This is a genomic window from Massilia oculi (assembly GCF_017582745.1).
Classification (GTDB): domain Bacteria; phylum Pseudomonadota; class Gammaproteobacteria; order Burkholderiales; family Burkholderiaceae_D; genus Telluria; species Telluria oculi_A.
The window spans coordinates 1-14,603 of the sequence record NZ_JAFVIM010000044.1; the positions used below are offsets into that span (position 1 = coordinate 1).

The window sequence follows — 14,603 nt, forward strand, 5'->3', positions numbered from 1 at the left end:
CATTGCTGAAGCAACGTTTAATACTTTGTGCGAACATTTGATATTTTAAGTATGCAGCTGAACAAGTCAGCTGGCACCTTCATCAAACGCCCACACTTATCGACTGTTAATTTTTAAAGATCAAAATTCGGTACTGCTTTCTGCATTTTGCTTCGAAGCGTTGTGTTCGTCAGCAGCAGAGAGGCGAGAGTATGAAGTGTTTCTCATTTTTCGTCAACCTCTTTTTTCTCTTCGCTTTCGCTACCGTGAGGCTGCGTCTGCGTCGAGGAGCGAGACTATAGCAAGCCGAAGGCCGGCTTGCAAGGTTTACGATTGTGATATCTTAGCCGCCGCATTCAGCGACCTTCTCTTACATACGCCTATATGATTCCTACGATCGTCCCCACCGCCGACGCCGCCCTCTCCCAGTCCCTGGCCGACGCCATCAATAACAAGACCAAGCCGCTCGGCAGCCTGGGACGACTGGAATCGCTCGCCGCCCAACTGGGCCTGATCCAGCGCTCGACCAGGATCAGCATCGACCAGCCCGCGATCCTGGTATTCGCCGCCGACCACGGCGTCGTGGCCGAGGGCATTTCCGCCTTCCCACAAGACGTCACTTGGCAAATGGTCGAGAACTTCCTGGGGGACGGCGCCGCCATCAATGTGTTCGCGCGCCAGAACGGCTGCGCACTGCACGTGGTCGACGCCGGCGTGAACCACGATTTCGGCGCACGCGCCGGGCTCCTGCACCGCAAGGTCGCCAACGGCACCCGTAACTTCGCGCTCGAACCCGCCATGACGGCGCAGGAATGCGCTACTGCGCTCGAACACGGCATGGACCTGGCGCGCGACCTGCCCGGCACCGTGGTCGGCTTCGGCGAGATGGGCATCGGTAACACGACATCCGCCGCGGCCCTCATGCACAAGCTGACCGGCCAGCCACTGGCGCGCTGCGTCGGCGCCGGCACCGGCCTTACGCCAGAGGGCATCCGCCACAAGGCCGACGTCGTCGCGGCAAGCGTGGCCCGCCACGCCCACGCCATGCAGCCGCTCGAGGTGCTGGCCACCTTCGGCGGCTTCGAGATCGCGATGATGGCCGGCGCCATGCTCAAGGCGGCCGAGCTGCGCAAGGTGCTGCTGATCGACGGCTTCATCGTCAGCAGTGCGCTGCTGGTGGCCGCGCGCCTGCAGCCGAACATCCTCGACTACTGCGTGTTCTCGCACTGCTCGGGCGAGCATGGCCACGCCCTGCTGCTCGAGGAGCTCGGCGCCCGCCCGCTGCTCGACCTCGGCCTGCGCCTGGGCGAAGGCACCGGCAGCGCGCTCGCCCTGCCCCTGCTGCACGCCGCCACCAACTTCCTGAACGAGATGGCCACCTTCGCCTCGGCGCAAGTCAGCGAACGCTCGGCATGACGCACCAGCTGCGCCTGTTCTTCATCGCGCTGCAGTTCTTCACGCGGCTGCCGATTCCGCGCTGGGTCGGTTTCGAGCCAAGCTGGTTGAACCACGCGTCGCGCTACTTCCCGCTGGTGGGCGTGGTGGTGGGCGCCATCGGTGCGGCCGTCTACCTGGTGGCCGCGCAGTGGCTGCCGGCGGCGGTGGCGGCCGTGCTGTCCACCGCCGCCACGATCTACATTACCGGCGCCTTCCATGAAGACGGCTTCGCCGATACCTGCGATGGCCTGGGCGGCGGCATGACGAAGGAACGCGCGCTCGAGATCATGAAGGATTCGCGCGTCGGCGCCTACGGCGCGATCGGCATCGTGTGCGTGCTCGGCGCGAAGCTGGCCGCAATCGCCAGCCTGCCGCCAGCCAGCGCCATCGGCGCCCTGCTGCTGGCCCACCCGCTCTCGCGCCTGGCCGCCACGTCCCTGATCTGGCAGATGGAATACGCCCGCGCCGAGGGCAAGGCCAAGCCGCTGGCGGTGCGCATGAGTGACCGCGAATTCGGCATCGCCACACTCACCGTGCTGCTTCCCGCGCTTGGCCTGCTGGCCTTCGGCTTGCTCGACCTGGCCGCAATCGTCGCCTCGGTGCTGGCGGCCATGCTGGCCACGTGCTGGCTGGCGCGCAAGTTCACGCGCCGGCTCGGCGGCTATACGGGCGATTGCCTCGGCGCCGTGCAGCAGCTGGCCGAGGTGGCCATCTATATCGCGGTACTCGCCACGCTCGGCCGCGGCGCTTTGGCCTGATGCGTATTTACCTGGTGCGCCATCCACGGCCCGAGGTGCCGGCCGGGCACTGCTACGGCCGTAGCGACCTGGCGGCGAACGAAGCCGACGTCGAACGGGTGCTGACAGCATTGGCGAACCAGGGACTGCCCGGCGCGATGCCGGTCTACGCCAGTCCACTCGCCCGCAGCGCCGTCCTGGCGCAGCGGCTCTCGCCAGCGCCAGCCTTCGACGCGCGCCTGGCCGAGATGGACTTCGGCGCCTGGGAAATGCGCAGCTGGGACGACATTTCCCGCAGCGAGATCGATGCCTGGAGCGCCGACCTGCTGCACTACCGTCCCGGCGGCGGCGAAAGCGTGATGGACGTGGCCGCGCGCGTGTCCTGTTTCGATGCAGACATCCGGCGCGAAGGACATGCGCAGGCCCTGATCATCTGCCACGCCGGCACCATGCGCCTTTTGCATTCGCTGCACCTCGGCGGCACGCTGGTCGAAGCCGCGCTGCGCGCCGCCCAGGCGCCGCACCGGATTGACTACGGCGAAGTGATGATGCTGGAAACCTGACAACGCCTTATAATGTGCGCGTTTTGGTGCTCGCGTCTGCGTTCGCAGTCGCAGTTAAACGGGAAACACGAAGCTCGATTCAAGGGCCAACGTGTGCTGCCCCCGCAACGGTAAGCAAGTGCCGCATGCTCTCCCCGAGCCATGCGGCAAACCGTCTCCTCATACCACTGTGCGCATGCATGGGAAGGTCGGACGGCCATACTTGTCAGCCCGGATACCGGCCAAAAGGTGGCGTCGCCTCGCGCGATGCCGTTCAATCTGGCCTACGGGGACGTCGGCTGGTTGCCCTTTATAAGAAACAGTTCATGAATTTTCCAGTAACCCGGCAAGCCGCCGCGGTCTCGCTCGCCCTCGCCGTCATCTCGTCCGCCGCTGTCGCCGACGCCCCTTCGCCTGACGCCATCCCTACCGCCGACACCGTCGTCGTCACCGCGACCCGCACCGCCCAGCGCGCCGCCGACGTCATCGCCGACACCACCGTCATCGATGCCGAAGACATCGCGCGCTCGGGCGCCGGTTCGGTGGCCGACATCCTGCGCCGCCAGCGCGGCATCGAGATCTCGCGCAACGGCGCGGCCGGCACCACCACCAGCGTCTTCATCCGCGGCGCCAACGCCAACCAGTCCGTGGTCCTGGTCGACGGCGTGCGCTTCGGCTCGGCGACCACCGGCACGGCCAGCTGGAACGCCATCCCGCTGGGCGCCATCGACCGCATCGAGATCGTCTACGGTCCGCTCAGCACCCTGTATGGCGCCGACGCCATCGGCGGCGTGATCCAGATCTTCACCCGCAAGGGCGAAGGCGCCCCGGTCGTCACCGGTTCGGTCGGCGTGGGCAGCAACGCCACCCGCCAGGCGGACGCCGGCATCTACGGCAGCAGCGGCGGCCCGAACGCCGTCAGCTACGCCTTCGGCGCCGGCTACGAGGATTCGGACGGCTTCTCGTCCACCCGCCCGGGCGCCTCGGGCTACAATCCTGACGAAGACGGCTACCGCCGCCGCAACGCCAACGGCCGCGTGACGATGGCGCTCGCGCCAGGCCATGAGATCGGCGCCCAGTTCCTGGTCAGCCGCCTGTTCAGCCAGTACGACAGCGGCACCGCCAACTACGACGTCCACAGCGACAACGACCTGAATACCGCCGCGGTCTTCATGCGCAACCAGATCCTGCCAAACTGGCACAGCACGCTGCAGTACGCGCGCTCGGAGGACAAGTCGGGCAACTTCACCAACGCGACGCCGTCCGGCGCCAGCCAGATCGACACCCAGCAGGACGAGTTCAGCTGGCAGAACGACATCGCCATCGGCCAGGACACCCTGCAGCTGCTGTACACGCACCGCAAGGAAGAAGTGCCGTCGATGCAGCGCTCGCGCATCACCAATTCGTATGCGGCTGCCTACTCGGCCAAGCGCGGCGCCCACCTGGTCGACGTCAGCGCGCGCCACGACCGCTCGGTCTACGGCAGCAAGAACACCGGCGCCGCCGGTTATGGCTATGACTTCGGCAACGGCCTGCGCGCCACCGCCAGCGTCGGCACGAGTTTCCGCGCTCCGACCTTCAACGAGCTGTACTTCCCCGGCTACGGCCTGGAAACCAACAAGCCCGAAAAAGGCCGCAACCGCGAAGTGGGCCTGCGCTACGACGGCAACGGCTACCAGCTGGACGCGACCTACTTCCACAACCGCCTGACCGACATGATCGTGTCGAGCACGCCGTGCCCGGACGGCGTCAACCGCAGCTGCGCCTACAACGTCAACGAAGGCCTGCTCGAAGGCTTCTCGCTGGCAGGCAGCACCCGCCTGATGGGCGTCGACCTGCGCGCCAGCCTCGATTGGCAGGATCCGCGCGACGAGACCACCGGCAAGCAACTGGCGCGCCGTGCGAAGAAGCACGCCAGCTTCGGCGCCGACTACACGGTGGGCACGCTCAAGACCGGCGCTGAACTGACCGTCTCAGGCGAGCGCTTCGACGACGCCGCCAACAACCGCCGCCTCGGCGGCTACGGTTTGCTGAACCTGTACACGACCTGGCAGTTCACGCCCGACTGGTCGCTGCTGATGCGCCTGGACAACGTCGCCGACAAGCAGTACGAGATCGCGCGTAACTACGGCACCAGCGGCCGCACCTGGTTCGCGGCCCTGCGCTACGGCATCCGTTAAGCTATACCCCCTGCCCGCGGCAACCAGGCCGCGGGCATCCGATCAATCGACAGGGCCAGCATGCAAGCATCCGTCCCACCGCTACGCCAGCGCGCCACGCTCATCGTCGGCGCCATGCTGGCGTTTTCCATTGCCACCCTGCTGTTCGCGGGCATGACCGGATCGATCCGGGTGCCGCTCGACGAGATTCCCGACGCCCTGCGCCAGCTCGCCAGCGGCCAGCCCGATTCGCTCTCCGCCTCCCTGCTCGAGCTGCGCGCCAGCCGCGCGCTGGTGGCGTTCGCGACCGGCGGCGCGCTGGCCCTGGCCGGCCTCATGATGCAGGCGCTGCTGCGCAATCCCCTGGCCGACCCGTATGTGCTGGGCGTCTCGTCCGGCGCCTCCGTTGGCGCGCTGCTGGCGCTGCTCCTGATGGCCTCCACGCTGATGGTCGACGCCGCCGCGCTGGCCGGCGCCATCGGCGTGGCGATGCTGCTCTACCTGCTGGCGCGGCGCGACCTGCGCAGCGGCCAGGCGGCCGAGGGCGGCGCCTCAATGCTGCTCCTGACCGGCGTGATCGTCTCGGCGCTGTGCAGCTCGATCGTGACCCTGATGCTGTCGATCGCGCCCGAGGGGCGCCTGCGCAGCATGATCTTCTGGCTGATCGGCGACCTCGCCGGGGCGCCGCTGCGCCTGGTGCCCTGGCTGGTGCTGGCCGGCTGCCTCTTGTATGCCATGCGCAATGCGCGCGCCATGAACATGGTCGCGCTGCACGCCGAAAACGCGGTGACCCTGGGCGTGCGCGTCGGCGCGCTGCGCAAGGGGCTGTTCTTCGTGTCGGCCCTGCTTACCGCGAGCGCGGTCACCAGCGCCGGCTCGATCGGCTTCGTCGGCCTGATCGTGCCGCACGCCTGCCGCTTCGCCTTCGGGCCCGATCACCGGGTCTTGATCCCGGCCGTCGTGCTGGCCGGCGGCGCCTTCCTGGTGCTGTGCGATACGCTGGCGCGCACCATCATCGCGCCGCAGCAGCTGCCGGTCGGCGCCATCACGGCGATGATCGGCGCGCCGGTCTTCCTCTACCAGTTGCACCGCCTGCGCAAATGAACTCAATCTCCACCCACGACCTGCTGCTGTCCATCGGCCAACGCACCCTGGTGCGGGGCCTCGACTGGACCGCGCGCGCCGGCGAATGCTGGAGCATCATCGGCCGCAACGGCGCGGGAAAAAGCACCTTGCTGCGCACCCTGGCCGGCCTGCAGCCACCGAACGGCGGATCGGTCCAGGTGAATGGCCGCGCACTACCCGACTGGCCGCTGACCGACCTGGCGCGCGAGCGTGCCTTCCTGGCCCAGTCGCGCCACGACGCTTTCGCCTACACGGTGCTCGAGAGCGTGCTGTCGGCGCGCCACCCCTACCATGCCAACCGCTACTGGGAAGGCAGCGACGACCACCAGGCCGCCCTGCAGGCGCTGGCGTCGATGGAAGTGGACGACCTGGCCGCGCGCGACGTGCGCACCCTGTCCGGCGGCGAGCGCCAGCGCGTGGCGATCGCCGCCCTGCTGGCGCAGCAGACGCCGCTGCTGCTGCTCGACGAGCCGGCCAATGCGCTCGACCTGGCGCACCAGGTGAGCGTGATGGGCCTGCTGGCCCGCCTGTGCCGCGAGCAGGAACGGACCGTGGTCATGATCGGCCACGACCTGAACCTGGCCGCGCGCATCTCGACCCACGTGCTGCTACTCATGGGCGACGGCCGCTGGACGGCCGGCGCCAACGACCAGATCATGCGCCCTGCGCTGCTGGGCGACTACCTCGGCCATCCGATCGACATGATCGAACACGAAGGCCGCCGCATCTTCATCCCCAAGGAGGGCTCCGCATGACCGACATGACTCCAGAACAGACCGCCGCCCTGAATGACCGCCACCGCGCCCGCATGGAGCGCAAGAAGGCGGTCATCGACGCAAAAATCGCCTCGGCCGACATGGAAATCGGCATCGTCATCGTCAATACCGGCAACGGCAAGGGCAAGAGCTCGAGCGCCTTCGGGATGGTGGCGCGCGCGCTGGGCCACGGCATGAAGGTGGGCGTGGTCCAGTTCATCAAGGGCGCCCTGTCGACCGGAGAAGAAACCTTCCTGCGCCGCTTTCCCGACGAAGTGAGCTTTCATGCGATGGGCGAAGGCTATACCTGGGAAACGCAGAACCGCGAGCGCGACATCGCCAAGGCCGAGGAAGCCTGGGCGCTGGCAAAGCAGTTCCTGTCCGATCCCGCGATCGGCATGGTGGTGCTCGATGAACTGAACATCGCCCTGAAATACAAATACCTCGACGTGCACACCGTGATCGCCGACCTGCTCGACCGTCCGGTGATGCAGCACGTGGTGATCACCGGCCGCGGCGCGCCACCGGAACTGATCGCGGTGGCCGATACCGTCACCGAGATGAACGTGGTCAAGCACGCGTTCAAGGCCGGCATCGCGGCCCAGGCGGGGACCGAATGGTGACGGGCGCCCGTACCGTCCTGGTGGCGGCGATGTCGTCCGGCCAGGGCAAGACGACGGTGACCGCCGCGCTGGCGCGGCGGCTGGTCCGCATGGGCAAGCGCGTGCGGGTGTTCAAGTGCGGCCCGGACTTCATCGACCCGATGCTGCTCGAGCGCGCCTGCGGCGCGCCAGTCCACAACCTCGACCTGTGGATGGTGGGCGTCGATGCCTGCCGCCAGCGCCTGGCCGCTGCCGCGCATGAGGCGGACGCGATCCTGGTCGAGGGCGTGATGGGCCTGTACGACGGCTCGCCCTCGGCGGCGGACCTGTCGCGCGAATTCGGCATCCCCGTGCTGGCGGTGCTGGACGCATCGGCGATGGCGCAGACCGCCGGCGCGGTGGCGCAGGGCTTGCGCGACTATGGCCCCGTCGAGATGGCCGGCGTGATCGCCAACCGCGTCGCTAGCAGCGGCCATGCGGCGATGGTGAAGGAATCGCTGCGCGATATCCCGCTGATCGGCACCCTGGCCCGCCAGGACGAGCCGCTGCCCGAGCGTCACCTGGGCCTGGTGGTGCCGGGCGAGGTCGAAGAGCTGGACCGCATCCTGGATGCGCTGGCCGACAGCATCGATTTCGATGAGGCGGCGTGGGATGCGCTGCCTGTCATGAGTCCTGGTTCCACCGTACCGGCGCCGGTGGAGCCATTACTGGCGGGACGCACGATCGCTATTGCGCGCGATCCGGCCTTCGTCTTCGTCTACCCGGCGAATATCGACCTGCTCGAGCAGCTCGGTGCGCGCATCACGTATTTCGCGCCGCTGTCCGACGAGGCGGTGCCGGAAGACGCCGACGCAGTGTATCTGCCGGGCGGCTATCCCGAGCTGCACGGCGCGCAGCTGCAGGCCGCCCAGCACTGGCGCGACTCGATCCGTGACGTGCACGCGCGTGGCGTGCCGATCGTCGCCGAATGCGGCGGCATGATGGCGCTCGCCGACGGCTTGACCGACAGCGAGGGACGGCGCTTCGAGATGGCCGGGCTGCTCGCCGGCGAAGTCAGGATGCAGAAGCGCCTGGGAGGACTGGGCATGCATGCGATGCCGACGCCGCAGGGCGAGATCCGCGGCCATACCTTCCACTATTCATTGCTGGACTCTTCGGTGACGCCACGAGACTACACCGTGAAGCAGAGGACCGGCGCCCAGGGCGAGGCTGCCTACCGGGTCGGCTCGCTGTTCGCGTCCTACTTCCACGCCTACTTCCCTTCCAATCCGCGCGCGGTGGCGGTCCTGTTCGGAGCACAGCCGTGAGCGTGACCCTGGTCTTCGGCGGGGCCCGCTCGGGCAAGAGCGCCTACGCCGAGCGCATCGCGCGCGAATCGGGCAAGGAGGTCGTCTATATCGCCACCTCGCGCGCCGGCGATGGCGAGATGGCCGCGCGCATTGCCCACCACCGCGAGCGGCGCCCGGCCGAGTGGCGAACGGTCGACGAAGAACTGGCGCTGGCGCAGGCGCTGCGCGACTGGTGCGCGCCGCAGCGCCTGGTGCTGGTCGACTGCCTGACGCTCTGGCTCAGCAACCTGATGTTCTGCGACGGCCGCGACTATCCCGAGGTGGGTGCGGTCGACTTGCCGGCGTGCTTCCACCAGGAGCGCACGGCGCTGCTCGACCTGCTGGCCGAGGGGGTGCCTGGCGACCTGATCCTGGTGTCGAACGAAGTCGGCATGGGCATCGTGCCTTGGGGCGCGATCTCGCGCAGCTTCGCCGATGAAGCCGGCCGCCTGAACCAGGCGGTGGCGGCGCGCGCCGATCGCGCGGTGCTGGTGGCGGCCGGCCTGCCGCTGGTGTTGAAGGGAACGCCGTGCTGATTGGTCTGCCGCTCTCCACCATCGCGCTGCTGCTGGTCGCCGGCATCGCGCTCGACCTGCTGCTGGGAGAAACGCGGCGCTGGCATCCGCTGGTCGGCTTCGGCAAGCTGGCCGGCTCGATCGAACGCCGGCTCAATCGCGGGCAGTCACGCCTGGCGCGTGGAATCCTGGCCTGGGTGCTCGCCGTCCTGCCACTGAGTCTGCTGTTCCTGGCGTTGACCGACCTTGCCGGCCTGTGGCTGCATGCGGTGCTGCTCTATTTCTGCATCGGCCTGCGCAGCCTGCGCGACCACACGCTGCCGATCCATTCCGCGCTGTGCTCCGGCGACCTGGCGCAAGCGCGCGCGCTCACGGCGCGTATCGTCAGCCGCGACACCGCGCACGCCGACGAATCCGACCTGGCCAAGGCCAGCGCCGAATCGCTGCTCGAGAACGGCAACGACGCCGTGTTCGGCACGCTGTTCTGGTTCATCCTGCTGGGCGGGCCGGGCGCCGTGCTGTTCCGCATGGCGAACACGCTCGATGCGATGTGGGGATATCGCAGCGAACGCTTCAACCTGTTCGGCCGCTGTGCGGCGCGCATCGACGATGCATTGAACTATGTACCGGCGCGCCTGACCGCGCTGTCGTACGTGCTGCTGGCGGGTAGCGGCCGCGCGCGCGCCTGGCAATGCTGGCGCACCCAGGCTCCGGCCTGGAGCAGCCCGAACGCCGGCCCGGTAATGGCCAGCGGCGCCGGCGCCCTGGGCGTGTCGCTGGGCGGCGCCGCCGTCTACGATGGCGAAGTCGAACAGCGTCCGCCGCTGGGTCTTGGGCCTGCCGCCTGCGCGAGCGACATCCTGCGCGCCTGGCGGCTGGTGCTGCGCACGACATTGTTGTGGGCCGGGGTGGTCTGCCTGATGGCTGTCGGAGCGTCATATGCTTGAACACGGCGGCAATCTGCGCGACGCGGCGCGTCACTATGGCCGCGACGACTGGGTCGACCTGTCGACCGGTATCAACCCGCATGGCTATCCGGCGCCGGCGCCGTCGAGCGCGGCCTGGCATCGCCTGCCGGAGCCAGATCCTGCATTCCTTGCGGCGGCCTGCGCCTATTACGGCGCGCCGCAACTGCTGCCGGTGGCCGGCACGCAGGCGGCGATCCAGGCGCTGCCGCGCCTGCGTCCACCTTCGCGCGTCGCGGTGTCGGCGCCCTCGTATGCGGAACATGCGTATCACTGGAACCTGCACGGCCACGCGCGTCAGCTGGTGTCTTATGCGGAACTGGACGCGGCGGTCGACGCCAGCGACGTCGTCGTGGTCGTCAATCCCAACAATCCCACCGGCGAGACCATCGCGCCCGAACGTCTGCTCGACTGGGCGGCGCGGCTGCATGCGCGCGGTGGCTGGCTGGTGGTCGACGAAGCCTTCGGCGATACGGCGCCCGCGCTGAGCGTGGCGCCGCACGCAGCGCAGCCGGGGTTGATCGTGCTGCGCTCGATCGGCAAGTTCTTCGGCTTGGCGGGACTGCGGCTGGGCTTCGTCGCGGCGCACGAGCGCGTGCTGGCGGAACTGGCCGACCTGCTCGGGCCGTGGGCCGTCAGCGGTCCCGCGCAGGAGATCGCGCTGCAGGCGCTGGCCGACACGCTCTGGCAACAGGATACGCAAGAGCGCCTGGCGCAGGCCGGCGCACGAATGGAGCGCCTGCTGCGGGAGCACGACATCGCGAGCAGCGGCACGCCGCTGTTTCGCTGGTGGCCCGAGGCGCGGTCCGAAGCCTTTCACGAACACATGGCCGCGCGCGGCATCTGGTGCCGGCTGTTCCGCGATGCGGCGCGCGGCATCCGGGTCGGCCTGCCCGCCAGCGAGAATGAATGGCGGCGCCTCGAACACGCACTTCACGAATGGAGCAAGCAATGAAGAAAACGATGCTGCTGGCCGGCCTGGTCGGCGCTGGCCTGGCGGTCCACGCCCAGGCCGCGATCACGGTCAAGGATGATGCGGGGCTGGCGGTCACCGTCGCCAAGCCGGCGCTGCGGGTAGTGTCGATGGCGCCCAGCGTCACCGAGCTGCTGTTCGCGGCCGGCGGCGGCGGCCAGATCGTCGGCGCGGTGAACTACAGCGACTATCCCGAAGCGGCCAAGCGCATCCCGCGCATCGGCTCGAATCGCGAGATCGACATGGAGCTCCTGATCTCGCTGAAGCCCGACCTGATCGTGGCCTGGCGCCATAACAGTTCGGAGCGGCAGATCGAGATGGTGCGCCGGCTGGGCATCCCGGTATTCCAGAGCGACCCGCAAACCCTGGACGGCATTCCCGACGCCGTGCAGCGCCTGGGCCAGTTGCTGGGCACCGATGCGGCGGCCAAGGCGACCGCGACACAGTTGCGCGAGCAGCTGGCCGGGCTGCGCACGAAGTATGCGAACCGTTCTCCTGTGCGCACCTTCTACCAGGTGTGGGACCGGCCGCTGTATACGCTCAGCGGAAAGCACATCCTCACCGATGCGATGAAGCTGTGCGGCGGCGAGAACATCTTCGACAAGCTGACGGTGACGGCGCCGATCGTCTCGATCGAGAGCGTGTTGCAGGCCAATCCGGAAGCGATCATCGCCACCGCCGAGAAGAACTATGGCGGTGTCGAGCTGTGGAAGCCGTATAGCACCCTGGCCGCGGTGCGCAGCAATAATCTGTTCACGCTGGACGGCCACCTGCTCAATCGCGCGGGGCCGCGCATGGTCCAGGGCACGGCCGCGATGTGCGAGGTGCTCGAGCAGGCGCGCCAGCGCCGGTCTAAATGAGCGGCTTTCCCTACCGGACCCTGATGGTTCAGGGCACGACGTCCGACGCCGGCAAGAGCACGGTGGTCGCGGCGTTGTGCCGCCTGCTCAAGCGGCGCGGCGTCCGGGTCGCACCATTCAAGCCCCAGAACATGGCGCTCAACAGCGCCGTCACACGCGATGGCGGCGAGATCGGCCGCGCGCAGGCACTGCAGGCGATCGCCGCCGGCATCGAGCCGCACACCGACATGAACCCGGTGCTGCTCAAGCCCTCGAGCGACGTCGGCGCCCAAGTCATCATCCATGGCCAGGTGCGGGCCGACATGAATGCGCGCGACTATCACCAGTACAAGCCGGTCGCGATGGGCGCGGTACTTGAATCGCATGCGCGCCTGCTGGACCAGTACGAAACGGTGCTCGTCGAAGGCGCGGGCAGCCCGGCCGAGATCAACCTGCGCGATCGCGACATCGCCAATATGGGCTTTGCCGAGGCGGTCGACTGCCCGGTGATCCTGGTGGCCGACATCGATCGCGGCGGCGTGTTCGCGCACCTGGTCGGCACGCTTTCCTGCCTGTCGCAGTCGGAACGCAATCGCATCATCGGCTTCGTCATCAACCGCTTCCGCGGCGACATCAAGCTGCTCGAGCCGGGCCTGGAATGGCTCGAAATCCAGACCGGCAAGCCGGTGCTGGCGGTGTTGCCCTATCTGCACGGGCTGTTCCTCGATGCCGAGGATGCGGTGCAGGCGGCGCAGACGAACAAGGGCGCATTTCGCGTCGTCGTTCCCAGCCTGCCGCGCATGAGCAATCACACGGATTTCGATGCGCTTCGCGCGCATCCGGACGTCGACCTGCGCTTCGTGCGACAGGGAGAAGCGATCCCGGGCGCGGATCTGATCGTTCTCCCGGGGAGCAAGAATACTCGCGGGGACCTCGCGTGGCTCCAGGCACAGGGTTGGCCGGCGTACATCGCGCGCCACCTGCGCTATGGCGGCAAGGTGATCGGGATTTGCGGCGGCTTCCAGATGCTCGGACGCACAGTAGGCGATCCGCATGGTGTCGAAGGCGCGCCTGGCGTGGCGAATGGACTTGGCCTGCTTGCCATCGAGACGGAACTGACGCGCGAGAAGCGCCTGGTCAAGGTGGACGGCCTCTGCACGTTCGAGAATGGATCGGGAGCGGGCGCGGTCAGCGGCTATGAGATTCACATGGGCGTATCGCAGGGCGCGGCACTGGAACATCCGGCGTTCACCATCGAGGGACGCGGAGAAGGCGCGGTCTCGGCGGACGGGCAGATCCTGGGTACTTATCTGCATGGGCTGTTCGATCATCCCGATGCCTGCACGGCGTTGTTGCGCTGGGCAGGCTTGCGGAGCGATCATGTGGTCGATACCAGCCAGTTGCGCGAGGCGAGCCTGGACCGCATCGCCCAGACTGTCGAAGGGCTGGTGGACAACCTGGTGGCCCTGCGCGGCTGATCGTTGCTGGATTCTTCATTGCCGGAGGTGGCATGCGTATCGCGGTGGTGTCGGACATCCACGGAAACCTGGACGCACTCGAAGCGGTGATGGCCGATCTGCGCGATCGTGCGATCGACCGTGTCGTCAATCTTGGCGACAGCCTGGCGGGACCGCTACTGCCGAAAGAAACAGCACAGTTCCTCATGGCCCGGCAGGACTGGATCCACCTCGCCGGCAACCATGAACGGCAGATGCTGGCGCTGTCGACGTCTTCGGGTCGTGCGGACATCTACGCGCACTCACAGCTTGGCGCAGCAGAACTCTCCTGGCTGGCGACATTGCCTGCCCAGGCATCGATCGGCGACGACGTGCTGCTATGCCACGGCACGCCCGGCAGCGACCTGGTCACCCTGCTCGAAACCGCGAACTGCCAGGCCAGCCGAGCCGACATTGAAGAGCGTCTCAGCGGCGTGACCGTGGGTCTGGTCCTGTGTGGTCATTCGCATGTGGCCAGAAGCGTACGCTGCGCAGGACGGTTGCTCGTGAATCCGGGCAGCGTCGGATTGCAGGCATATTCTGATGACTATCCTTTTCCGCATGCGATCGAGAGCGGGTCGCCGGATGCGCGCTATGCCATTGTCGAACGGCGCAACGATGCATGGCAAGTGGCCTTGATCAGCGTTCCTTACGATTCACGGCGCATGGTCGCATTGGCGGAACTGCGTGGCTTTCCGGAATGGGCGCATGCTTTGGCGACGGGATATGTGTCGTAACTGGCTGCAGGTGAATATCCGGGTCCAGAATGCAAAAAAGCCCGCTCAGTTGAACTGAGCGGGCTTTTTCTCTATAACTAGCCTGACGATAACCTACTTTCACACTGGTTGCAGCACTATCATCGGCGCAAAGTCGTTTCACGGTCCTGTTCGGGATGGGAAGGGGTGGGACCGACTTGCTATGGTCATCAGGCATGACTTGTACGAGCAGTCGCGATAGTTCGCGCCTGCTCTGAATCTGGAAGAAGTATTGTTGGGTTGTAGCTTGTATCGAGCAGTTGTACTCGACCTTGGACTACCAAGGTTATAGGGACAAGCCGTACGGGCAATTAGTACTGGTTAGCTTAATGCATTACTGCACTTCCACACCCAGCCTATCAACGTCCTGGTCTCGAACGACCCTTCAAGGAGCTC

14 protein-coding genes, 2 rRNA genes and 1 riboswitch are annotated in these 14,603 nt (G+C 67.1%); of the genes, 14 read left to right on the forward strand and 2 right to left on the reverse strand.

What is annotated here, in order from left to right:
- Positions 1 to 363 precede the first annotated feature (363 nt).
- The 14 genes from cobT (at position 364) to J3U95_RS27240 (ending at position 14,189) form a co-directional block, all read left to right on the forward strand.
- Positions 364 to 1,395 (forward strand): nicotinate-nucleotide--dimethylbenzimidazole phosphoribosyltransferase, encoded by a 1,032-nt coding sequence (gene cobT / locus J3U95_RS27175; protein ID WP_208281613.1) that lies wholly within the window; start codon positions 364 to 366, stop codon positions 1,393 to 1,395.
- Complete coding sequence (locus J3U95_RS27180; protein ID WP_208281614.1) at positions 1,392 to 2,174, forward strand: adenosylcobinamide-GDP ribazoletransferase; 783 nt, start codon at positions 1,392 to 1,394, stop codon at positions 2,172 to 2,174. Before cobT ends, J3U95_RS27180 begins: the two co-directional genes overlap by 4 nt.
- Positions 2,174 to 2,716 (forward strand): histidine phosphatase family protein, encoded by a 543-nt coding sequence (locus J3U95_RS27185; RefSeq protein ID WP_208281615.1) that lies wholly within the window; start codon positions 2,174 to 2,176, stop codon positions 2,714 to 2,716. Before J3U95_RS27180 ends, J3U95_RS27185 begins: the two co-directional genes overlap by 1 nt.
- A 7-nt stretch (positions 2,717 to 2,723) precedes the next feature.
- Positions 2,724 to 2,956: riboswitch (cobalamin riboswitch) on the forward strand.
- 65 nt (positions 2,957 to 3,021) lie between these two features.
- On the forward strand, positions 3,022 to 4,875 hold the full coding sequence (locus tag J3U95_RS27190; protein ID WP_208281616.1) for a TonB-dependent receptor domain-containing protein: 1,854 nt from the start codon (positions 3,022 to 3,024) through the stop codon (positions 4,873 to 4,875).
- A 60-nt stretch (positions 4,876 to 4,935) separates the two neighbouring features.
- A complete protein-coding gene (locus J3U95_RS27195; protein ID WP_208281617.1) occupies positions 4,936 to 5,958 on the forward strand; it encodes a FecCD family ABC transporter permease in 1,023 nt (340 codons plus the stop codon).
- Positions 5,955 to 6,734 (forward strand): ABC transporter ATP-binding protein, encoded by a 780-nt coding sequence (locus J3U95_RS27200; protein ID WP_208281618.1) that lies wholly within the window; start codon positions 5,955 to 5,957, stop codon positions 6,732 to 6,734. The genes J3U95_RS27195 and J3U95_RS27200 overlap by 4 nt, the downstream gene beginning before the upstream one ends.
- Positions 6,731 to 7,357 (forward strand): cob(I)yrinic acid a,c-diamide adenosyltransferase, encoded by a 627-nt coding sequence (gene cobO / locus J3U95_RS27205; RefSeq protein WP_208281619.1) that lies wholly within the window; start codon positions 6,731 to 6,733, stop codon positions 7,355 to 7,357. Before J3U95_RS27200 ends, cobO begins: the two co-directional genes overlap by 4 nt.
- The gene (locus tag J3U95_RS27210; RefSeq protein WP_208281620.1) at positions 7,351 to 8,643 is read left to right on the forward strand and encodes a cobyrinic acid a,c-diamide synthase CobB; all 1,293 of its coding nucleotides are present in this window, start codon (positions 7,351 to 7,353) and stop codon (positions 8,641 to 8,643) included. Before cobO ends, J3U95_RS27210 begins: the two co-directional genes overlap by 7 nt.
- Entirely contained in the window at positions 8,640 to 9,200 is a 561-nt protein-coding gene (gene cobU / locus J3U95_RS27215) for a bifunctional adenosylcobinamide kinase/adenosylcobinamide-phosphate guanylyltransferase (protein WP_208281621.1), read from the forward strand. The genes J3U95_RS27210 and cobU overlap by 4 nt, the downstream gene beginning before the upstream one ends.
- Positions 9,194 to 10,126: an adenosylcobinamide-phosphate synthase CbiB gene (gene cbiB, locus J3U95_RS27220; protein ID WP_208281622.1), complete on the forward strand. Its 933-nt coding sequence runs from the start codon at positions 9,194 to 9,196 to the stop codon at positions 10,124 to 10,126. The genes cobU and cbiB overlap by 7 nt, the downstream gene beginning before the upstream one ends.
- Positions 10,119 to 11,099 carry a threonine-phosphate decarboxylase CobD gene (cobD, locus tag J3U95_RS27225; protein WP_208281623.1) on the forward strand — a complete coding sequence of 327 codons (981 nt, stop codon included), beginning with the start codon at positions 10,119 to 10,121 and terminating at the stop codon, positions 11,097 to 11,099. The genes cbiB and cobD overlap by 8 nt, the downstream gene beginning before the upstream one ends.
- Positions 11,096 to 11,977: a cobalamin-binding protein gene (locus tag J3U95_RS27230; RefSeq protein WP_208281624.1), complete on the forward strand. Its 882-nt coding sequence runs from the start codon at positions 11,096 to 11,098 to the stop codon at positions 11,975 to 11,977. Before cobD ends, J3U95_RS27230 begins: the two co-directional genes overlap by 4 nt.
- A complete protein-coding gene (locus tag J3U95_RS27235) occupies positions 11,974 to 13,434 on the forward strand; it encodes a cobyric acid synthase (protein WP_208281625.1) in 1,461 nt (486 codons plus the stop codon). The genes J3U95_RS27230 and J3U95_RS27235 overlap by 4 nt, the downstream gene beginning before the upstream one ends.
- Before the next feature lie 32 nt (positions 13,435 to 13,466).
- Positions 13,467 to 14,189 carry a metallophosphoesterase family protein gene (locus J3U95_RS27240; RefSeq protein WP_208281626.1) on the forward strand — a complete coding sequence of 241 codons (723 nt, stop codon included), beginning with the start codon at positions 13,467 to 13,469 and terminating at the stop codon, positions 14,187 to 14,189.
- Positions 14,190 to 14,269: 80 nt separating this feature from the next.
- On the opposite strand, the gene rrf is transcribed toward J3U95_RS27240, so the two are convergent.
- Positions 14,270 to 14,382, reverse strand: a 5S ribosomal RNA gene (gene rrf / locus J3U95_RS27245).
- Between the two features lie 115 nt (positions 14,383 to 14,497).
- A 23S ribosomal RNA gene (locus J3U95_RS27250) occupies positions 14,498 to 14,603 on the reverse strand; the annotation flags it as partial.